The following is a 19,706-nucleotide window of genomic DNA, read 5'->3' as shown; positions in this document are numbered from 1 at the left end:
TTCCCGCTTGCAACCGGGATAGCTACCTACGGGCGGCTATCCCGGCTTTTTATTTGTCCGGAACATTCTCATGAAACTGATCGCACTGATTGAAACACTCACCCGGTATGCCGGGCATTTGGCAGCCGTGCTGATACTGCCGCTGATTGCCGCCCTGGTTTACGAAGTCTTTAGTCGTTATGTACTCGGCTCACCCACGCTCTGGGCGTTTGAAACAAGTTATATGGTCATGGGCGCCATCTTCATGCTGGGTATGTCTAACGCCTTGCGGATCGGCCAGCATGTTAGTGTCGACGTGATTACCCTAAAGCTGCCACCGCGCGCCAACGCGGCTATCCGCACCCTCTGCTACCTGTTCTTCTTGCCGCTGATCGTCTGGCTCACTTGGGAAGTGTTCAAATACTTCCACGATGCCCTGGAAAGCGGTGAGCGATCCGGCCGATCCGCCTGGAATCCGATCGTGTGGCCTGTGTACCTCGTCTGGTGTGTCGGTTTCTCCCTGCTGTGCCTGCAATTGCTGGCAGAGCTCCTCAAGTCCGTCAAGACCCTGATCCGGGGTGAGAACGTAGACGCACGCCACGAGGAGCCGCTGGTATGAGTGATTACCTGTCGTTGCTGATGTTCCCGCTGTTGATGCTGCTGATCTTTGCGGGATTCCAGATTGCTTTCTCGATGATTCTGGTGGCGGCCGTTTTCGGCCTGATGCTGTTTGGCGGCACCGCGCCCTACCAGTTGCTGACCAAGATCGAGGATACGGCCTCCAACGCTATCCTCGCGGCAGTGCCCCTGTTTATCTTCATGGGCGCCATGCTGGAAAAATCCGGCATTGCCGAGCGCCTGTTCAAGGCCGTTCACATGTGGACCGTTCGCCTGCCCGGCGGGCTGGGTGTCGGCGCCATTATTCTAGGCACCATCTTCGCCGCCTCTAGCGGCGTTGTCGGCGCCACTGAAGCCGTGATCGGTATGCTGGCCATTCCGGTAATGATGAAGCACGCCTACGACAAAAGCCTGATGTCCGGTGTCATCTGTGCCTCCGGCTCGTTGGGCACGGCGATACCGCCCTCGATCACCGTTGTGGTGCTGGGGCCTGTGGCCAGCGTGTCCGTAGGTTCGCTATTTAGCGGCCTGCTGATTCCAGGCTTGCTGATGGCCGTACTGTTCATCATCTACGTGATCGGTGTGTCCTACCTCAAACCGGCGATGGCTCCACGCGTGGAAGACGAAGCCGTGCATTACTCCCTAAGCCAGAAGCTCAAGGTGACGCTGTACGCCCTGCTGCCCACGGCGGCTCTGATCTTTACCGTATTGGGTACCATCCTGCTGGGTCTGGCCACGCCAACCGAAGCAGCCGCCTGCGGCGCCGCCGGTGCTCTGGTTTTGTCAGCGCTGTACCGCAACCTGAATCTGAAGGTGTTCTGGGATTCCTGTGGCCGCACGGTCAACATCACCGCCATGATTCTGCTGATTCTACTCGGTGGACACATGTTTGCCGGTGTGTTCTTCGCTGCCGGTGGCATGGCCACGGTGCAGTCCATGCTCATGGCCACGGGACTCGAACCCTGGGCCATTATCGGCCTGATCCTGCTCATCGCGTTCCTGGCCGGCTTCGTGCTGGATATGATGTCGGTCGTGCTGATTGTTATCCCGGTCGCCATGCCTGTGGTGCGTTCGCTCGGCTTCGATGACGTCTGGTTCTGCGTCGCTTTCCTGGTGGTACTGCAAACCAGCTACCTCACACCTCCCCTGGCGCCGTCCATCTTCTACCTGCGGGCGATCACACCGCCGGAAATCACGCTCAAACATATGTACTTGGGGGTCGTTCCGTTTATCGTGATTCAACTGGTGATTCTGGCGGTGGTGCTGTTCTACGAGCCGGCCGTGTTGTGGCTGCCGAGTCTCACGAGCGGGCCGTCCTGGTAGATACAGCCATCGTCGATACTTTTTCCCGACCCCGTTAATACTCTTCCCAACCCGGAGGCGTCGCGCCCTCCGGGCTGGGAATTGCCGCAGTCGCCTTACGTTTATCCGCTATTTCTGCTAAGCTCCGCCGCCCCGATAACGTTGCAGCCCAGAAGCATTTCCATGCCTGCCTTTCAAAGTACGTTGACGATGACTCCACCCTAGCCGAGTTCGGCCTGAGGATCGCTGTATCACCGGGACGCCCGGGTTACACCGCCGTTTAACGCGTAACCGCGATCATCCCCAATCCCCTCGTCAGAACGCCCAGCAACGAGGCCTTTTCAAAGGCGGAAATGGGCACGACAAGCGCTCGACTGACTGGAACACTCTCGACTCACTGGAATAACATGCTGAATTCAATCAAAGCCAATTGGTTCTCGAACCTACGGGGCGATTTACTGTCCGGCGTCGTGGTCGCCCTGGCCCTGATCCCCGAGGCCATCGCCTTCTCGATCATTGCGGGTGTCGACCCCAAAATCGGCCTTTACGCCTCTTTCTGTATCGCGGTGATTATCGCCTTCGTCGGTGGTCGACCCGGGATGATCTCGGCAGCGACTGGCGCCATGGCGCTGTTAATGGTGACGCTGGTTAAAGATCACGGCCTCCAGTATCTGCTGGCGGCCACGTTGCTGACCGGCGTGCTCCAGATCATCGCTGGCTATCTGAGGCTGGGCGGGCTGATGCGCTTTGTCTCCCGCTCGGTGGTCACCGGCTTCGTCAACGCCCTGGCCATTTTGATCTTTATGGCGCAATTGCCGGAGCTGACTAACGTCACCTGGCATGTCTACGCGATGACCGCGGCCGGTCTGGGCATCATCTACCTGTTTCCATTGCTTCCGGTGGTGGGGCGCCTGCTTCCGTCACCGCTGGTCTGTATCGTCTCACTGACCATCGTGTCGATTATCCTGGGTCTGGATATCCGCACCGTCGGCGATATGGGCGAGCTGCCGGATACCCTGCCGATCTTCCTTTGGCCGGATGTGCCGCTGAACCTGGAAACCCTGCTGATCATCCTGCCGTATTCCTTAGGCCTGGCCGTCGTGGGCCTGCTGGAATCGATGATGACCGCCACCATCGTCGATGAATTGACCGACACCCCCAGCGACCGTAATCGTGAATGTCGTGGCCAGGGTATCGCCAACATCGGCTCGGGTTTGCTCGGCGGCATGGCGGGCTGCGCCATGATCGGCCAGTCCATCATCAACGTGAAGTCCGGCGGACGTACGCGCCTGTCTACCCTAACCGCCGGTGTATTCCTGTTGATCATGGTCCTGGTGCTCGATGCCTGGCTGGTGCAAATTCCCATGGCGGCGCTGGTAGCGGTCATGATCATGGTGTCCATCGGCACCTTCAGCTGGGACTCCATCCGTAACCTGAAACATCACCCGCTCTCCACCAACATCGTCATGCTGGTGACCGTGGTGGTCGTCGTCGCCACCCACAACCTAGCCTTCGGCGTGCTCGCCGGTGTGCTGCTGGCGGCGCTATTCTTCGCCAATAAAGTCGGACACTACATGCGGGTGGATTCGGAACTGGATGAAGCAACCAGCACCCGCACTTACCGCGTACTGGGCCAGGTGTTCTTTAGCTCATCGGAGAAATTCCTGGCGTCCTTCGATTTCAGGGAAGTCGTCGACCACGTCGTCATCGACCTCAGCCGGGCTCATTTCTGGGACATCACTGCGGTGGGCTCACTGGACAAGGCCGTGATCAAGTTCCGCCGGGAGGGGTCGCAGGTGGAAGTGATTGGGCTAAACGAAGCCAGCGCAACCATCGTTGACCGGTTTGGCGTGCATGATAAGCCAGACGCAGATGACCCATTGCTGGGACATTGACGATATAGGCCCATCAAACACAGGCTCCGCTCAACCGAGCGGAGCCTGTGGTCCATGCCGTACCCCATGAGCAAACCACTCACCAAGAGCGCTTCTACGAGTACTTGGCAGGAGTGCTTGGTAGAGTACGAGTGCTTCAAAGAGTCCGCGTATTTTACAGAGAAAGCTGTCGAGGTAGCGCCAGATCCCCCGACCTCCAACCTACCGTATCGCCGATACCTCGCCCGCGCGATAGGCGTCGAGCATCGCCACCACGTCGTCGGCCAAGTCGGCAACCTTATCGGCGTCCACCTGGCGCTGTGCGAAGACCCGCATCCCCATCATCTGGGCTTGAAGCAAACGAGCCAGCCGGACGCAGTTAGTCTCTGGCCGCAGTTCTCCCGCATCGCGGGCGTCTTCCAGTAGCCGGGCCAGCCGGTTTTCCACGTTATCCAGCAGCCGGTTCGCCACCACGGAGAGTTCTGTGTCCTGCCCGGTCGACTCCAGCAATGTCTTGACGATCATGCAGGCGGGCGCAGCCATGCCGTGGCTATCCATGTCGATACACGCGCTGGCAAGGTTTTTCAGGTAGCGGCATAGACCATCCAGTGGGCCGCTGGCGCCGGTCATCGCCGTCTCAAGGTCGTCGCTCATCCGCCGGGAATAAACCTCAAGGGCTTCGATGAACAACCCCTGTTTGGACCCGAAAGTGGCATATAGACTCCCTGGGCGCATATCCAGTGCCTGCTCGATGTCCTTCAGCGAAGACGCGTGGTAGCCCCGCGACCAGAACAGGATCACAGCCCTATCCAGAGCCTCTTCTCGACTGTAGCGAGCTTTACGGGGCATAAGCGACCTCCAGCTATATAGGAAACCATTATTGATCGTTCGCTCAATTTTAACTTGAATGATCGCTCAATAACAGATAGATTCAACTCATAGTTGAGCGATCACTCAACCAAACGACACTGCACTTTGAGCTTTACGATCTTCAAATTGCAACGATAAGGGAGCACTGCATGACTGACTTCAAGATGCACGACAAGCAATCCGCACCGGAAGCTTCAAAGTCGCTTCTGGAGAAGTCCGAGAAAGGATTTGGCAGGATTCCCGGCCTGCATGCCATTATGGCCGAGGCGCCGGGCGTGTTGGACGGCTACCAGCAGCTGCACCAGTTATTCCTTGAGACCAGCTTCGATAACGACGAGAAGACGGTGATCTGGCAGACGATCAACGTTGAGCATGCCTGCCACTACTGCGTTCCGGCGCACACCGGTATCGCCAAAAAAATGAACGTATCGGACGACATTAGCAACGCACTTCGCGACGAGACGGCGCTGCCGGACAGCAAGCTCGAAGCCCTGCGCACCTTTACCCTTGCGGTGGTACGCAAGCGCGGGAATGTGAACGACGAGGATCTGTCCGCGTTCTTCGACGCCGGCTACGAAAAGCGGCACGTGCTGGAGGTGATTCTTGGTCTATCGCAGAAAGTGTTGAGTAATTACATCAACCACATCGCGGATACGCCGCTAGACGATGCGGCCAAACCGTTTGCCTGGAAGAAGAACGGCTAAGACAAGGGGTTAGGCCGCCTCACGGCGGCCCTGCCTGTGAAGTGCGTTAAGCTGTCTCGCCGCCCGGTACTCGAAGATCGCACCCGACCGCGACTTTAGGGCTAATTCGCAGATCAGCCCCCTAGTAAAATCACGCCAGCTGAACCGGGGGATCGAGGTTAACGGTGTCGCAGTTGTCACCGGGGCCACGACGGTCTACCACCAGGAAATCCGCGTCACGGCCAATGGGCAGCAACGGCGCATGCCAGGTGCCGGCGTGGTAGTTCACGCCCTGGCCCGGGCCGGCCCGAAAGACCTGAATGAGCGCGGGATCGAACGCCCCAGCGGGCGCGACCACCACCCAGTACGCCACCTCTCCTAACGGCATAAACGCCTGACTACCCTGGGGATGCCGCTCCATCAACTCGACGATCAACGGTTCCAGCGGCTGCCCGCGGAAGATGGAGATGATCGCATCCGCACCCTGACCCAGCGTTTCCACTGCTGCCAGCGCATGAAAGCGCTCTGTGCGGCCGGCATTTATGGGGAAAGAGGCCGCGCCCTCGGTGCAGATCACATCGCCGAACGGTGCAAAGGCCTCGCGGGTTAGCGGCTGGCTTTCGATAATCCGGGGCGTACTCATTTGACCGGTGTACCCCGCAGGCGAACCCGGCTGATCCCGCCGTCGGGGATGCTGTTGAGCCGGATATGGGTGATCCCACCAAGGTCGTTCAGCTCAGTAAAGGTGTGGATCGCATCGGCCGTCAGCGGCTGCTCGTCGATCAGCGTCTTCCAGAACATGCTCTGGGTAATGACGGACTGGGTCGTGCCTTTCTCCACGCAGGCCGCCTGGATGGAAAAGCGCGCCGGGAAATTACCCTTGAAGTGGGCGGTGTCGATTTCGATCTCGTCCACCACGCCTTTGTGTCCCAGGCGCAGGATGCACCATTCATTACCCGGTTCACGGCGCCGGCGGGTTTCCCAGCCATCGCCCATATTGAAGCCACGGCCTGGGCGCAGCAGCTTGCGCGGCTCGCCATAGTGCGCGTCGCTCCAGGCCACCTGGTCGCCACCGTTAGCCAGCGCAGCCAGATCCAGACGCTCATTGAGGTCAGGGCTATCCCAATCGCGGAACGGCTGGCCGTAAACTCGCAGGCGGGCCATGCCGCCGTCCGGCCAGATATGCAGACGAAGGTGAGTCCAGGGGCCGGAGGCGGCCAGCGCCTCGAAGCGATGGGTGTTGCCGGAGAGGGACACCGCGGGCAGGATTTCCTGCCACTCGGCGTCGTTGTCCGGGTCGCCGTCGGGCGACCAGCAGGCCTCCAGCGAGGCGGCCGGGGCAAAGTTGCCGGTGAAGAAACTGGTATCGAAATCCACCCCGTGCAGCACACCGGGCATGGCCAGACGCAGGATACACCAGTCGTGGCCGGTATCCCGGCGGCGGTGGGTTTCCCAGCCGTCCATCCACTTGCCGTGGTCATCGTACTTGTCGGGGTAGAAGCGCGCCGGCTCCGGGTCGAGCATTCGTGCCCGGGGCGCAAAGAACTCGTCGGTCACCCAGGTGACTTCAGCGCCCAGGCTGCCATCCGCCAGGTTGAGGTAGTCGCGGGTGAAGGCCGGCCCTTCGACCGGTGGGGCGACTTGGACATCACTCATGTTGGTTTGGCCCTCTGGTTGACTAACCCCTCTCGGGCTCAGCCGGATTTATACGGATGTTCTGCTTTCCAGTGGCGTGCGATATCCAGCCTGCGGCACACCCAAACCCGGTCATGCTGTTCGATATAGTCGAGGAACCGCTGCAACGCCCGGAAACGTCCCGGACGCCCAACCAGCCGGCCGTGCAGTCCGATGGACAGCATCTTGGGCGTCTCGGCACCCTCCTCGTAAAGCACGTCGAAGGCATCCTTCAGGTACTGGAAGAACTGCTCGCCGGAATTGAAGCCCTGACTGCTGGCGAAGCGCATATCGTTGGTATCCAGGGTGTAGGGCACCACCAGATGGGGCTTGCGCTCGCCGTCGCGGGTTTCCACGGTGCTCCAGAACGGCAGGTCGTCGCCGTAGTAGTCACTGTCGTACTCGAAGCCCCCGGTTTCCACCACCAGCCGGCGGGTGTTGGGGCTGTCGCGGCCGGTGTACCAGCCCAGCGGACGGCTGCCGGTCAATTCGGTCTGGATGGCGATGGCCTTTTCCATGTGCTCGCGTTCGCGGGCTTCGTCCATGGCCTGGTAATGAATCCAGCGCAGACCGTGACAGGCGATTTCGTGCCGATCTTCCAGAAAGGCCTGGGTCACCTCCGGATTACGCTGCAGCGCCATGGCGACGCCGAAGACGGTCAGCGGCAGCTCCCGCTTGCGGAATTCCCGCAGCACGCGCCAGACCCCTGCGCGGGAGCCGTATTCGTAGATCGACTCAATGCTCATGTGCCGGTCGGGATAGGGCTCGGCGCCGGCAATCTCGGACAGGAAAATCTCGGAGTGGCTGTCCCCGTGCAGAACATTGTTCTCGGCCCCCTCCTCGTAGTTCAGCACGAACTGAACGGCAATGCGCGCCTTGCCCGGCCAGTTGGCCTGGGGTGCCGATGCGCCGTAGCCGATCAGATCGCGAGGATAGTCGTTACCAGAATAGTCGTTACCAGAATAGTCGTTACCGATAGTCATGGTTTGCTGGGCTCCAATCCACAGCCGCGCAAGATCACCCCGGAGAGGAAATCCGCCGCGTGATCGAAATCGCGCTGTTCGTATTCCGCCTTGTTCTCGACCATCAAAATTTGGGTCTCGAAGTCCGCATAATGCTGCGTCGAGGACCAGATCAGGAAAATCAGCTTGACGGGATCAACCTGTGCCATGCGGCCTTCATCGACCCAATGCTGGATCACGCCGGCCCGGTCCCGCACCCATTCACGCATGTCGGTGCGCAGGTGATCCTTGAGAAAAGGCGCGCCCTGAATCACTTCCTGGGCGAACAGCCGTGAAGCCACCGGGTAGCGGCGGGATAACTCTACCTTGGTGCGGATGAACGCCTCCAGCGCCTGAGCCGGGTCGTCTTCGGGCTTGATCTCGGAGAACACGGCATTCCAGCGCACCATGATCTCGTCCAGCAGCGCGTGATAGATGCGCTTCTTGTTGCTGAAGTAGTACAGCACGTTGGACTTGGGCAGCTCCGCGCGCTCGGCAATGTTCTGGATCGTCGCGCCACGAAACCCGTGCTGGGCAAACTCCTGCTCGGCGGCGGCGACGATACGCTCCCGGTTGCGCGCGCGAATCCGGCCCGGGCGGTATCGGCGTGCCCGGCCTTTGGCGGGCGCTTCCGCTGTCCGACTTATCTTGATTTCTGACTGAAGGGTCATGGTTTCCGACGATTCTATGGTTGGCAAACGTCAACAGTAGCCGAACACCCTGACCTGATCAAAGGCAGAACGCCATTCGATCATAAGGCTGAACGCGACCTTGGATCTCCGTCGCGGATATTCCCGCCGCGCCGCCTGGCTCATACCCGCCGCACAGGCCGACTGACTCGAAATAAGCTGACCAAATAATCAATTATTATAATATGCGCGACTGTTAGTTAAATACGTTACATTACTAACCCAACCAAAAACTGGACTAACTGGTCAGAAAATTGTAAAAGAATCTTGACGGCAACGAGTCACGTGAGAGACAAAGGCTTTATCAACCCGATTACCCTGGCCCGTCCGTCAACGGCGTTCTATCGAGACCACGGGAGCGTCGGCGTCATTTGGACCGGAAACACAACAACAACTGTGGTGAGACCTGTGATCGAGTTCTTTCTAAACGGCAGCCCCCAGGCGCTGGAGCAAATCGACCCGAACCTGAGCATCCTAGAATGGTTGCGCACTAAAAAACGCCTTACCGGCACCAAGGAAGGGTGTGCGTCCGGCGATTGCGGGGCCTGCACAGTGAGTATCGGCGTGCTGGACGACGATGAGACACGCCTGCGCTACGAAAGCGTCAACGGCTGTATCGCCCTGATCGGCAGCCTGCACGGCAAACATTTGGTTACGGTGGACGCCCTGAAGGAAGAGGCGCCTGTCCATCCGGTCCAGAAAGCGATGATCGAGTGCCATGGCGCCCAATGCGGCTTCTGCACGCCTGGCTTTATCATGTCGCTATTTACCCTCCACACCGAGCGCTACGGTGATCCGGAACGGCTCAAGAAACCACCCAGTGACCACGAAATTCTCGAAGCTCTGGCGGGCAACCTATGCCGCTGCACCGGCTACCGGCCCATCGTCGAGGCTGGCCGCCAGGCCTGTGTCGAGAGCTGGTCCCCGAGCGACGCCGGTGCGCCGCTGTCCGGCCCGCAAAGCCACCGGGCGGGCCCGGAGTGGTTGCAGCATCCGGAGATGCTGACTGCACTCAAGACGATCAATGAACAGGCCGCCGGTCTGAATGACCAGACCCGGCGCAGCGATGCCCCCTCCACCCTGGAGGAATTGCGCACGCTCAAAGCCGACTTCCCCGAGGCCCGTTTGATTGCTGGCGGCACCGATCTGGTACTGGAGATCACCCAGCAACTGAAAGACCTGGAGCACTTGATCCAGCTCGACCGGGTGACGGAGTTACAACACCATGAAACCGGCGACGGCGAACTGTATCTCGGCGCAGGCATGACCTACCGTCAGCTCAACGCTCTGTTGCCCGAGTACTGGCCGCATTTCAGACCCATGCTGGACCGTCTGGGTTCCTTGCAGATCCGCAACCGCGGCACTCTGGGTGGCAATATCGGCAACGCTTCTCCCATCGGGGACATGCCGCCGGCGCTGATCGCGCTCGGCGCCGAAGTCGAGCTGGATAGCGTCGACGGCGTGCGCACGTTGCCGCTGGAAGACTTCTTCCTGAACTACAAACAGACGGCGCTGGCTCCTCACGAATTCGTTCGCGGCGTGCGTGTACCGCTGCCGCAATCGGACGAGCACCTGTTGCTGTACAAAATTTCCAAACGTCTGGACGATGACATCTCTGCCGTCCTGGGCGCCTTCTGGATCAAACTCAACGACGGCCAGGTCGAGGATTGCCGCCTGGCTTTCGGTGGCATGGCCGCTATCCCCAAACGCGCCGCAGCTACCGAGAAGGCCCTGCGTGGCCAGCCATGGAATCAGGCTACAATCGAGGCCGCCGTCGCAGCCCTGAGCCAGGATTTCCAGCCCCTCTCCGATGTGCGGGCATCCGCCAGCTATCGTCTGCAAGTCGCAGGCAATCTGCTGCAACGCGCCCTGCTGGAAACCGCCACCGCAACGCCGACCCCGTCCACTTATCCGCTTACGGTGACCGACTATGCGTAAACTCCCCGACAATCCGCTCAAACCGCCCGCCACCGTACGTGGCACGGCAGGCCTGGGCATTGCCCATGACAGCGCCTGGAAACACGTCAGCGGTCAGGCCCGCTATATCGACGATCTGATCGAATCGGAAGGTCTGCTGCATGCGGCGGTCGGCCAAAGCACGGTCGCTCATGCCCGCATCAAGTCCATGGACCTGAGCGCGGTCCGGGATTTCCCCGGCGTCGTTGCGGTGATCACCGTGGACGATGTACCCGGCCACACCGATATCGGCCCGGTCTTCCCCGGCGACCCGGTACTGGCCGGCGAGCTGGTGGAATACGTGGGTCAGCCGATTTTCGCCGTCGCGGCCACTTCCCTGCGTGCCGCCCGCCAGGCCGCCAAGCTGGCACGGGTCGACTACGAGCCGCTGGAAGGCGTTTTCACCGCCGAAGCCGCTCTGGAAAAACAGTTGTTCGTGCGCCCATCCCATACGCAGTTGCGCGGCGAACCGGACAAGGCCCTGGCCGAGGCCCCGCACCGGTTGCAAGCCGAGATGCATGTGGGCGGCCAAGAGCATTTCTATCTGGAAGGCCAGGTATGTTTGGTCGAACCGACGGAAGACGCCGGGGTATTTGTCCACACCTCCAGCCAGCACCCGTCCGAAGTTCAGAAACTCGTCGCGGAAGTACTTGGCCTGCAAATTCACGAGGTGCAGGTGGAAGTGCGTCGGATGGGCGGCGGTTTTGGCGGTAAGGAAACCCAAGCCGCGCCACTGGCCTGTATTTCCGCGCTGCTGGCCCGCGCCACTGGATACCCGGTCAAGTACCGTATGGCGCGTCCCGACGACATGGTCGGCACCGGCAAGCGCCACGACTTCTACAACACCTACGACATCGGCTTCGACGATGACGGCACTCTCAAGGGCGCCGATATCATGGTCGCCGGCCGCTGCGGTTTCTCGCCGGACCTGTCCGACGCCATTGTCGACCGCGCCATGTTCCACTCGGACAACGCCTACTATCTGAATCAGGCCCGGGTTGTCGGCCATCGGTGCAAGACCCATACGGTATCCAATACCGCTTTCCGCGGCTTTGGCGGCCCCCAGGGCATGATGATCATCGAACGGGCCATGGACGATATTGCCCGCCATCTGGGCCTGGACCCGCTGGACGTCCGTAAGCGCAATGTCTACGGCCCGGGCCGGGATACGACCCACTACGGCCAGACCGTCGAGCAGCACGTGCTACCGGAGCTGATCGAGCAGCTCGAGGCCACGTCCGACTATCGTCAGCGGCGCGAGGAGATTGCCGAGTACAACCGGAAAAGCCCGGTGGTGAAGCGCGGCCTGGCGCTGACGCCGGTGAAATTCGGCATTTCCTTCACCGCCAAACACCTGAACCAGGCCGGCGCGCTGGTGCATGTATACACCGACGGTAGCATTCATCTGAACCACGGCGGCACGGAAATGGGCCAGGGGCTATACATCAAGGTCGCCCAGGTCGTGGCGGCAGCTTTTCAGGTGGATCTGGATCGCATCAAGGTGTCCGCCACCCGGACCGACAAGGTGCCCAACACCTCACCCACCGCAGCCTCGTCCGGCACGGACCTGAACGGCATGGCGGCGCTGGATGCCTGCGAAAAAATCAAGCAGCGGCTGGTGGATTTCGCCGTAACCACCTATGGCGTGAACGCCGGTGACGTGGAGTTCGCCAATAACCAGGTGCGTGTAGGTGGCCAGACCTTCGACTGGGCGGAGTTCGTCCAGCAGGCCTACATGAGCCGCGTTTCCCTGTCGTCCACCGGCTTTTACGCGACACCCAAGATCTACTACGATCATGAGAATGGCAACGGTCGGCCGTTCCTCTACTACGCCAACGGCGCCGCCTGCTCGGAAGTCGTAGTGGACACGCTCACCGGTGAATACCGTGTGATGCGCACCGACATCCTGCATGACGTGGGTCAGTCCCTGAATCCGGCCATCGATATCGGCCAGATCGAGGGCGGTTTCATCCAGGGCATGGGTTGGCTGACAATGGAGGAGCTGGTGTACAGCGACCAGGGTCAGTTGATGACTACCGGCCCGGCCACTTACAAGATCCCTGCCGTATCCGACGCACCACCGGATTTTCGTGTGTCGCTGCTGGCCCATAGCCCCAACCGGGAAGCCACGGTGTTCCGCTCCAAGGCCGTGGGCGAGCCGCCGCTGATGCTCGGCATCTCGGTGTGGAGTGCGCTGCGTGATGCAGTGGCCAGCCTGGCGGATTATGCCTACAGCCCGCCGCTGGATACGCCAGCGACGCCCGAACGGGTGCTTGGCGCCGTCACCGCTACCCGCGAATGGGCGGCGAAGGCCGGTAAGACGGGAGGTGACGCATGCAAAAGCGCATGACCTGGTATGAAGCCGTGGCCGATTGCGAGCAGCGCGGCGAGCCCTATGTGCTGGTGACCGTGCTGGGTGTGACCGGTTCGGTCCCGCGGGAGCCCGCCAGCAAGATGGTCGTCACCGGCGAGCATAGTCACGACACCATCGGCGGCGGTCACCTGGAATACCGCATCATCGCCCGCGCCCGGGAACGCCTGGCCGCCCGCGACTACACTTACGAAATGGGCCACTTCCCCCTGGGCGCCAGCCTGGGCCAATGCTGTGGGGGCAGTGTTGCCGTCATGATGGAAGGCTACGCCGGCGGTGACGGTCGCCTGGTAGTCTTCGGTGCCGGCCACGTCGCCAAGTCGCTGATCACCATCATGGGCGAGCTGCCCTGGCAGATTACCTGGGTGGACAGCCGGGCAGACAGCTTCCCGGCCGAGATGCCCGCCAATGTGCTCCGCCATCACACGGACGATCCGGTGGGCGATGCCGCAAAACTTTGCGACGGTGCCCATGTGGTGATACTCACCCACAACCATCAACTGGACTTCGACCTGTGCCGGACCCTCCTGGAAGCGGGCAACGCCGCTTCCATCGGTCTGATCGGTTCGGACACCAAGGCCGAGCGATTCCGCCAGCGGCTAGGCCATCGCGGCTTTACGGAGGACGTGATCGGACACATTCGTTGCCCGGTGGGACGCTCCGACATACCCGGTAAGCGGCCCATGGAAGTGGCGGTGTCGATCTCCGCCGAGCTGCTCAGCCTGGCCAGTGTATCAACGGAAAAACCCATGCGGCGCGGACTATCCTGGTCCAACCTGAAGAACCTGGTGCACGAGGACGGCGCGGAAGCGCCGGCCGCCTCGAAAACGGAGGACTAAAATGGCCTTGGAAAGACTCAACCAGTTAAACGACGCGGAGGCCACCGAGGTCCTACGCACCTGCTGCGCCGCCGAGCGCTGGGTGCGGGCCATGGTGGCCAGCCGGCCATTCCATAGCGCAGAAGATCTTCACGAGAAAGCCGATAAGCACTGGCCGGATTTGACCACCGAGGACTGGCTGGAGGCCTTCGAGGCTCACCCGAAAATCGGTGACATCTCCAGCCTCAAGGATAAGTTCGCCAATACCCGCGACTTGGCCAGCGATGAGCAGTCTTACGCAGCCCTCGGCAGCGACGAAATCCTTCAGCGCCTGGCGTATGGCAACGAGGCCTACCTCGAAAAGTTCGGCTTCGTTTTCATCATCTGTGCCACCGGCAAGTCGGCGGACGAGATGCTGCTACGCCTGGAAGAACGCCTCGAGAACACCCGGGCCGATGAAATCGTCAACGCCAGCCGCGAGCAGGCGACGATCACTCACTTGAGACTGGACAAACTGGTATGACCGCACGCTCCCCTATTACGACGCATATTCTCGATCTGGGCAGCGGGCGCCCTGCCGCAGGCGTTGCCGTCACTTTGGAAAGCCAGGAAGGCAACACCTGGGCCGCCATTGCCCAGGGCGAAACCGACGACGACGGCCGCGTTGGCCAGTGGTTCGAAGGCCCCGTGGCCTCGGGCCTGTATCGGCTGACATTCGCCACCGGCGCCTACTTTGAGGCCCAGGGCAAAGCCTGTTTCTACCCCCAGGTGACCATCGATTTTTCGGTGAGCGCCGACCAGGACCACTATCACGTTCCGTTGCTACTGAGTCAGTGGGGCTATTCTACTTATCGGGGGAGTTAACCGTGTCTAGTCCTGAAATAGGTTTACACCTATTTCTATTGGAACGCCCGGTGCACCGCATCGGGTGTTTTGTATTTCAAGGCCAGATGGGATCGCCTTTTAATAAAGCATGACAAATACCCTGCAAATAGCTACACAACGAAATCGCGAGGATGCATCGAACACACTACACTAGCGTGAAAACAAGAATGCAGGACCTTGCTTTAAATCATGATGACTCTCCGCTTACCCGTTTTCCCAGCTTGCCGGGTAATCGCCACCGTCCAACTAGCCGCATTGGCCCTGTTGTTCGCGCTTTTCGCTATCAGCCCGCTTCGCGCGGAGCCTGTCGTATTCGCTCCTGCGGACGGCATGATAAGTATCGGTCCCCAGGCCCAGTTTCTCGAAGACCCGGATAACCGATACACCGTCGGCACCGTCACCCGGCTACCCGACAGCCAATGGCAGCGTTCGACGGCTGCCGAGCTGAATTTCGGCTATACGGATTCCGTCTACTGGATCCGCTTCACCCTGCAAGGCCGGGAAGACGGCGACGTACTGGTAGAAATCCGGTATCCGGTGCTGGATTGGGTCGAGGCCTACGTCTTCCGTGAAGGAGAGAGGGTCGCGGATTTCCAGATGGGCGACCAGAAAGCCTTCGCCGAGCGCCCCGTCGATCATCCCAACTTTGTCTTCCCGCTGGACCTCGCGGCAAACACCGCCACCACGGTTTATCTGCGTGTGGACACCAGTTCGTCCATGCAGATCCCGATCAGAATTTGGGACGAAAAGGCTTTCATCGCAGACCAGTACAACGAAGTCTTGCTGCTGAGCCTGTTCTACGGCGCCATTCTGATCATGGCACTTTACAACCTGTTGATCTTTATATCGGTCAGAGAGATCAGCTTTTTCTATTATGTGATGTACTGCCTATCGATGGTAACGCTGGCCGCCGGCATCGATGGCGTGACTTTCAAATTTCTCTGGCCTGAAGCGACATGGTGGAACGATGCCAGCATTCTGGTGGCGCTAAGTGGCGCAGTTATCTTTCCCAGTCTATTCACGCGGACCTTCCTGGACTTACCCAAAGCCCGACCGGTCGTTTCGAAACTGGTTCTTGCCATTGCTGCAATGGCCGCTCTGACCGCAATCGGCGCATTTTTGCTGCCATACCGAATTATGGTCATGGCTACGCTGATGCTGACGCTATTTTCCATTGCCGTTTCCTTCGTGACCGGCCTGCTGCGCTGGAAAGACGGCTATTACTCAGCCCGCTACTATGTGCTCGCGTGGAGTTTCATGCTGATCGGCGGCGCCATTATGACTCTGAATAAACTGGGCATCCTGCCCCGGAACCTGTTTACTGAGAACGCGAGCATTCTGGGCACCAGCTTGGAACTCATGCTGCTCTCTTTCGCCCTGGCGAACCGTATGACCATAGAACGACGTATGAGGGAAGCGGCTCAACGTGAGACTGCTGCGGCTCAGCAATCGCTGATCGAACACCAGCGTCAGGTCAACGAGCAACTGGACCAAAAGGTGCGCGAGCGAACCGAGGAACTTGAGGCGGCCAATGTCAAATTACAGGAGATGAGCGTTAGGGATTCGCTGACCGGTCTGCACAACCGGCGCCACTTCGATGAAGCCCTGACCGTCGAATACAAACGCGCCTATCGGGATCGCACGGCTCTGGCCGTCGTCATGCTGGACATCGATCACTTCAAGGCGATCAACGACAACTACGGCCACCCCTTCGGCGATGAATGCCTCATCCGCGCCAGTGCGATTATCCAGCAACACGTCAAGCGCCCGCCGGACGTCGTGGCCCGCTATGGCGGCGAGGAATTTGTGATCCTACTGCCTAACACCGATATGCAAGGCGCTATCACGGTGGCCCAGGACATTCAGGCAAGCTTTCGCAGCAACGTCGTGCCGTTTGCTTCTCAGAACGAGGGCCGCATGACGGTGAGCATAGGACTTGCCTGCCTCATTCCCGGACAACACGATGCCCACGAGGCGCTACTCAAGCAGGCGGACGAGATGCTCTACAAGGCCAAGCACAACGGACGCAACCGGATCGAATCGAGGCAGCCTTCGGCGCACGTGTAAAACCTTGGCGGATTGGGAGACACTGCGACCGGAAAGCCCGTGGGACTGCGGAACAACTGAATATTGAAAAGTAGTGACGGACACACCGCGAGATGTGTCCGTTAAGTGATGCTCGGTTAAAACGAGAATTGCGGACCAATGCTGAACATGTGCACAGCGGTTTCACCGGTGGTTTCATCATCACCCACCTTTGCGATGTAATCCCAGTCTAGACGAATAGCGATGCCGTCGTTCACGGCGTAACTGGCCCCAAGGCCGGTCCGAAAACCAAGTCCCGACTCTTCTTCATCACCCCGAAGCAGGAAACCGGGCGCGCTGACTTCGCCCTCGAGACCGTAGTGCCAAAATACCACGCCTGCCTTGGCAAATGCCCGCAGGTCATTTTCCCGGGATGTGCCGAAGAGCAAGGTTCCGTCCAGGGTTTTCAGGTCACCCGTCGCCTCGAGGAAACCACCGCCTACAGAAGCTGAAATATCGGCGTCGTCGACGTAGGTGAAACCGACTTCGGCACTGATGTATTTGTCCAGCGATGCGCCGGCATAGGCTCGAATCGCCAACGGCGAATCGTCGCAACTAACGTCCGATGTGAAATCGTCGCAAAAATCGGTGAGCCGTGCCTGGCCAGCGGAAATACCCGCGTAGCCCCTCGCTTCGTCCGCTTGAGTACCACCAATACACACAACACCAGCCAGCGCCAGAACACCTGAGCGCATCACATTTTTTCCGTTCATGGGGATCCTTATTGTATCGAGAGCAACATCATGCCCTGCCTACAACAGGGCTCCGCTATCTTAGCGACTTGCTCCCGACAGAACCGCAGGTCCGGCGCTACAATATGTAAAAACCTGTTATCTATTCACAGGTCACGGCCGCCCGGCATGAGGCACGTCGACCCGGGCGGTCCACAAGCTGGCCTCGCGGACTTGGCTGCGGCGCTTGGCGCTGGAATCCGGGGCGACGCACATCAGCAATGTGCGGCCGTCCTCGCCACCCAGCATGCAGGCGAAAATACCCTGCCCATCCGGCGTCTTTACTTCGTCGACGATATCGCCGCCGGGCGCCACTCGGATGCAGCGCTGGTTGAAAGCATCGGCGATCCAAAGGTGATTCTCCGCATCCAGGCAACAACCATCCGGCCCGACCTCCAACTGATTCAGGAGCTCGGCCCGCGGGCCGGGGTCCGGTCGCGGACCAAAAGCCGCCCAGGCCCGGCGATCGGTCAGTTCGCCATCGTCGGCAATAGTGAACGTAGTCATGCGATTGCCGAAGGTTTCGCCGACGATTAGCGATTTATTATCCGGTGTGATCACCGCGCCGTTGGGGAAATAGAGATCGTCCGCCGCGAGGGACACGCTGCCCTCCGGTGAAATACGCACCAGACTGGCCGGGTGCAGGTCGGCGCCCGCCATCAGGTCGAAGCCGAAGTTCCCCACCCAGGCCGTGCCGTCCTCGGCCACCACCATGTCGTTGGCGTGACCGGTAGCGAACTCACTCAGGTCGGCGTGGGTATCGATGCGACCGTCCGGCCAGCACCGCAACACCCGGTGGTCCAGCATCGAGACCACGAGCATCGAACCATCCGGCATCCACCCCAGGCCCGAAGGTTGGCCCGGGACTTCACAGACGGTTTCCATGTGACCGTCCGGGGAAATCTTGCTGACCGCATGGCTGTAAAAATCCGACACCCACCAGTGGCCATCTTTCCAGCGTGGACCTTCAAAGAAGGTGCCGCCTTCGACGAATCGTTGCATTGTCCCTGCCATAACCCCTCCTTAGGGCCTAAAGAAAGCCACTCAAACGCTGACGAACAATGGTTTCCGCTTCGTCCATGATACGGCTGATCAGTGTCTCGCAGCTGGGAATATCGTGAATTAATCCTGCCACCATACCGCAGCTCCAGGCCGCTGCGTCCATGTCGCCTTCCTGCAATACCTTGCGGCCCTGCACACCCGTGACCAGGTGACGAATATCGTCGATGGCGACGGCCTCGCCTTTGAGCTGTTCGATACGGACGATCTCGTCCACCGCCGCATTCTTCATCACCCGCTCGGTGTTGCGCAGGTTGCGCATGATCAGACGGGTCTGGCGCTCGTCAGCGTCAACCAGCGCCTGCTTGACGTTGTCATGGACCGGCGCATCGGTCGTGGCAATGAATCGCGTCCCCATATTCATGCCTTCGGCGCCGAGAGCCATCGCCGCAACCAGGCTGCGGCCGTCGGCCATGCCACCGGAAGCGACGAAGGGAATGCTCAGCTCTTCCGCTGCTCTAGGCAGTAGGATGAAGTTGGGAATGTCGTCTTCGCCGGGATGGCCGCCACACTCAAAGCCATCAACACTCACAGCGTCGCAACCGATTTTTTCAGCCTTCAGGGCATGACGCACGGACGTGCATTTGTGGATCACGCTGATACCGGCGGCCTTGAGGGTCGGCATGTATTGCTCGGGACTGCGACCGGCGGTTTCTACCGCCTTTACGCCGCCTTCGATGATCGCCTGGATATATTCTGGATAGGGCGGCGCCTTGAAGCTGGGCAGGAAGGTTAGGTTGACGCCGAAAGGCTTGTCGGTCATTTCCCGGCAGCGGGCGATTTCACGGGCCAAATCTTCAGGGGTGGGCTGCGTCAGGCCAGTGATGATGCCCAAGCCCCCGGCATTGGAGACGGCGGCCGCCAGCTCGGCATAGCCCACATGGTGCATGCCGCCCTGGATAATGGGATGTTCGATCTGGAACAGCTCGGTGATTCTCGTCTTCATGGATTCCCCGATGTCGGTAGTGACTCGCACATTTTATTGATTGAAACTCGATTTCATTATTAACAGCAACGCTACAAGAATCAACGTTTCGCCTGTCTTGAGTTTGCTGAGGGCAGGAAAGCAAATCGGCATAAAAAAAGGACAAGCACGGGGGCGTACTTGTCC

General features: G+C 59.9%; 18 protein-coding genes. 10 read left to right on the top strand and 8 right to left on the bottom strand.

The window, feature by feature from the left end:
• Nucleotides 1-70 precede the first annotated feature (70 nt).
• From FXO11_RS01885 to FXO11_RS01875, 3 genes are all read left to right on the top strand, one after another.
• Nucleotides 71-598, top strand: coding sequence for a TRAP transporter small permease subunit (locus FXO11_RS01885; RefSeq protein ID WP_148861313.1), 528 nt, complete (start codon nucleotides 71-73; stop codon nucleotides 596-598).
• Nucleotides 595-1,920, top strand: coding sequence for a TRAP transporter large permease (locus tag FXO11_RS01880; protein ID WP_148861312.1), 1,326 nt, complete (start codon nucleotides 595-597; stop codon nucleotides 1,918-1,920). The genes FXO11_RS01885 and FXO11_RS01880 overlap by 4 nt, the downstream gene beginning before the upstream one ends.
• Nucleotides 1,921-2,306: 386 nt before the next feature.
• A complete protein-coding gene (locus tag FXO11_RS01875; RefSeq protein ID WP_148861311.1) occupies nucleotides 2,307-3,794 on the top strand; it encodes a SulP family inorganic anion transporter in 1,488 nt (495 codons plus the stop codon).
• A gap of 201 nt (nucleotides 3,795-3,995) precedes the next feature.
• On the opposite strand, the gene FXO11_RS01870 is transcribed toward FXO11_RS01875, so the two are convergent.
• A complete protein-coding gene (locus FXO11_RS01870; protein ID WP_148861310.1) occupies nucleotides 3,996-4,622 on the bottom strand; it encodes a TetR/AcrR family transcriptional regulator in 627 nt (208 codons plus the stop codon).
• Nucleotides 4,623-4,792: 170 nt separating this feature from the next.
• Between FXO11_RS01870 and FXO11_RS01865 the strand changes: the two genes are divergently transcribed.
• Complete coding sequence (locus tag FXO11_RS01865) at nucleotides 4,793-5,347, top strand: carboxymuconolactone decarboxylase family protein (RefSeq protein ID WP_148861309.1); 555 nt, start codon at nucleotides 4,793-4,795, stop codon at nucleotides 5,345-5,347.
• Nucleotides 5,348-5,477: 130 nt separating this feature from the next.
• Here the strand turns inward: FXO11_RS01865 and FXO11_RS01860 are convergent, their stop codons facing one another.
• From FXO11_RS01860 to FXO11_RS01845, 4 genes are read right to left on the bottom strand one after another with little or no spacing between them, the layout of a single operon-like run.
• Nucleotides 5,478-5,969, bottom strand: coding sequence for an ureidoglycolate lyase (locus FXO11_RS01860; protein ID WP_148861308.1), 492 nt, complete (start codon nucleotides 5,967-5,969; stop codon nucleotides 5,478-5,480).
• A complete protein-coding gene (alc, locus tag FXO11_RS01855; RefSeq protein ID WP_148861307.1) occupies nucleotides 5,966-6,982 on the bottom strand; it encodes an allantoicase in 1,017 nt (338 codons plus the stop codon). The genes FXO11_RS01860 and alc overlap by 4 nt, the downstream gene beginning before the upstream one ends.
• A gap of 38 nt (nucleotides 6,983-7,020) precedes the next feature.
• Complete coding sequence (gene puuE, locus FXO11_RS01850) at nucleotides 7,021-7,983, bottom strand: allantoinase PuuE (RefSeq protein WP_148861306.1); 963 nt, start codon at nucleotides 7,981-7,983, stop codon at nucleotides 7,021-7,023.
• A complete protein-coding gene (locus FXO11_RS01845; protein WP_148861305.1) occupies nucleotides 7,980-8,672 on the bottom strand; it encodes a TetR/AcrR family transcriptional regulator in 693 nt (230 codons plus the stop codon). Before FXO11_RS01845 ends, puuE begins: the two co-directional genes overlap by 4 nt.
• A gap of 426 nt (nucleotides 8,673-9,098) precedes the next feature.
• Between FXO11_RS01845 and xdhA the strand changes: the two genes are divergently transcribed.
• The 6 genes from xdhA to FXO11_RS01815 all read left to right on the top strand — a co-directional run bounded on the left by xdhA (nucleotide 9,099) and on the right by FXO11_RS01815 (nucleotide 16,787).
• Nucleotides 9,099-10,628, top strand: a complete 1,530-nt coding sequence (gene xdhA, locus FXO11_RS01840; protein WP_148861304.1) for a xanthine dehydrogenase small subunit — start codon at nucleotides 9,099-9,101, stop codon at nucleotides 10,626-10,628.
• Nucleotides 10,621-12,996, top strand: a complete 2,376-nt coding sequence (xdhB, locus tag FXO11_RS01835; RefSeq protein ID WP_148861303.1) for a xanthine dehydrogenase molybdopterin binding subunit — start codon at nucleotides 10,621-10,623, stop codon at nucleotides 12,994-12,996. The genes xdhA and xdhB overlap by 8 nt, the downstream gene beginning before the upstream one ends.
• Nucleotides 12,981-13,856 carry a xanthine dehydrogenase accessory protein XdhC gene (gene xdhC / locus FXO11_RS01830; RefSeq protein WP_148861302.1) on the top strand — a complete coding sequence of 292 codons (876 nt, stop codon included), beginning with the start codon at nucleotides 12,981-12,983 and terminating at the stop codon, nucleotides 13,854-13,856. The genes xdhB and xdhC overlap by 16 nt, the downstream gene beginning before the upstream one ends.
• A gap of 1 nt (nucleotide 13,857) precedes the next feature.
• Complete coding sequence (gene uraD / locus FXO11_RS01825; RefSeq protein WP_148861301.1) at nucleotides 13,858-14,358, top strand: 2-oxo-4-hydroxy-4-carboxy-5-ureidoimidazoline decarboxylase; 501 nt, start codon at nucleotides 13,858-13,860, stop codon at nucleotides 14,356-14,358.
• Nucleotides 14,355-14,699, top strand: coding sequence for a hydroxyisourate hydrolase (gene uraH / locus FXO11_RS01820; RefSeq protein WP_148861300.1), 345 nt, complete (start codon nucleotides 14,355-14,357; stop codon nucleotides 14,697-14,699). Before uraD ends, uraH begins: the two co-directional genes overlap by 4 nt.
• 351 nt (nucleotides 14,700-15,050) lie before the next feature.
• Nucleotides 15,051-16,787 carry a sensor domain-containing diguanylate cyclase gene (locus FXO11_RS01815; protein ID WP_168203108.1) on the top strand — a complete coding sequence of 579 codons (1,737 nt, stop codon included), beginning with the start codon at nucleotides 15,051-15,053 and terminating at the stop codon, nucleotides 16,785-16,787.
• A gap of 116 nt (nucleotides 16,788-16,903) precedes the next feature.
• Here the strand turns inward: FXO11_RS01815 and FXO11_RS01810 are convergent, their stop codons facing one another.
• From FXO11_RS01810 to FXO11_RS01800, 3 genes are all read right to left on the bottom strand, one after another.
• The gene (locus tag FXO11_RS01810; RefSeq protein ID WP_148861298.1) at nucleotides 16,904-17,518 is read right to left on the bottom strand and encodes an outer membrane beta-barrel protein; all 615 of its coding nucleotides are present in this window, start codon (nucleotides 17,516-17,518) and stop codon (nucleotides 16,904-16,906) included.
• Nucleotides 17,519-17,650: 132 nt separating this feature from the next.
• Nucleotides 17,651-18,550, bottom strand: a complete 900-nt coding sequence (locus FXO11_RS01805) for an SMP-30/gluconolactonase/LRE family protein (RefSeq protein WP_227546011.1) — start codon at nucleotides 18,548-18,550, stop codon at nucleotides 17,651-17,653.
• A gap of 16 nt (nucleotides 18,551-18,566) precedes the next feature.
• Nucleotides 18,567-19,541, bottom strand: a complete 975-nt coding sequence (locus tag FXO11_RS01800; RefSeq protein ID WP_148861297.1) for an NAD(P)H-dependent flavin oxidoreductase — start codon at nucleotides 19,539-19,541, stop codon at nucleotides 18,567-18,569.
• Between the last annotated feature and the right edge of the window lie 165 nt (nucleotides 19,542-19,706).

This window comes from Marinobacter fonticola (assembly GCF_008122265.1).
In the GTDB taxonomy this organism is placed as follows: Bacteria; Pseudomonadota; Gammaproteobacteria; order Pseudomonadales; family Oleiphilaceae; genus Marinobacter_A; species Marinobacter_A fonticola.
Note: the sequence above shows the minus strand (reverse complement) of the source record. Positions and strands in the feature narration are given on the sequence as shown.

Coding starts and splice junctions, on each gene's coding strand:
- alc (WP_148861307.1), bottom strand. CDS start 6,982: ATGAGTGATGTCCAAGTCGCCCCACCGGTCGAAGGGCCGGCCTTCACC.
- FXO11_RS01860 (WP_148861308.1), bottom strand. CDS start 5,969: ATGAGTACGCCCCGGATTATCGAAAGCCAGCCGCTAACCCGCGAGGCC.
- uraD (WP_148861301.1), top strand. CDS start 13,858: ATGGCCTTGGAAAGACTCAACCAGTTAAACGACGCGGAGGCCACCGAG.
- FXO11_RS01870 (WP_148861310.1), bottom strand. CDS start 4,622: ATGCCCCGTAAAGCTCGCTACAGTCGAGAAGAGGCTCTGGATAGGGCT.
- FXO11_RS01805 (WP_227546011.1), bottom strand. CDS start 18,550: ATGGCAGGGACAATGCAACGATTCGTCGAAGGCGGCACCTTCTTTGAA.
- FXO11_RS01845 (WP_148861305.1), bottom strand. CDS start 8,672: ATGACCCTTCAGTCAGAAATCAAGATAAGTCGGACAGCGGAAGCGCCC.
- FXO11_RS01880 (WP_148861312.1), top strand. CDS start 595: ATGAGTGATTACCTGTCGTTGCTGATGTTCCCGCTGTTGATGCTGCTG.
- uraH (WP_148861300.1), top strand. CDS start 14,355: ATGACCGCACGCTCCCCTATTACGACGCATATTCTCGATCTGGGCAGC.
- FXO11_RS01800 (WP_148861297.1), bottom strand. CDS start 19,541: ATGAAGACGAGAATCACCGAGCTGTTCCAGATCGAACATCCCATTATC.
- FXO11_RS01815 (WP_168203108.1), top strand. CDS start 15,051: ATGATAAGTATCGGTCCCCAGGCCCAGTTTCTCGAAGACCCGGATAAC.
- xdhC (WP_148861302.1), top strand. CDS start 12,981: ATGCAAAAGCGCATGACCTGGTATGAAGCCGTGGCCGATTGCGAGCAG.
- FXO11_RS01810 (WP_148861298.1), bottom strand. CDS start 17,518: ATGAACGGAAAAAATGTGATGCGCTCAGGTGTTCTGGCGCTGGCTGGT.
- xdhB (WP_148861303.1), top strand. CDS start 10,621: ATGCGTAAACTCCCCGACAATCCGCTCAAACCGCCCGCCACCGTACGT.
- FXO11_RS01865 (WP_148861309.1), top strand. CDS start 4,793: ATGACTGACTTCAAGATGCACGACAAGCAATCCGCACCGGAAGCTTCA.
- puuE (WP_148861306.1), bottom strand. CDS start 7,983: ATGACTATCGGTAACGACTATTCTGGTAACGACTATTCTGGTAACGAC.
- FXO11_RS01885 (WP_148861313.1), top strand. CDS start 71: ATGAAACTGATCGCACTGATTGAAACACTCACCCGGTATGCCGGGCAT.
- FXO11_RS01875 (WP_148861311.1), top strand. CDS start 2,307: ATGCTGAATTCAATCAAAGCCAATTGGTTCTCGAACCTACGGGGCGAT.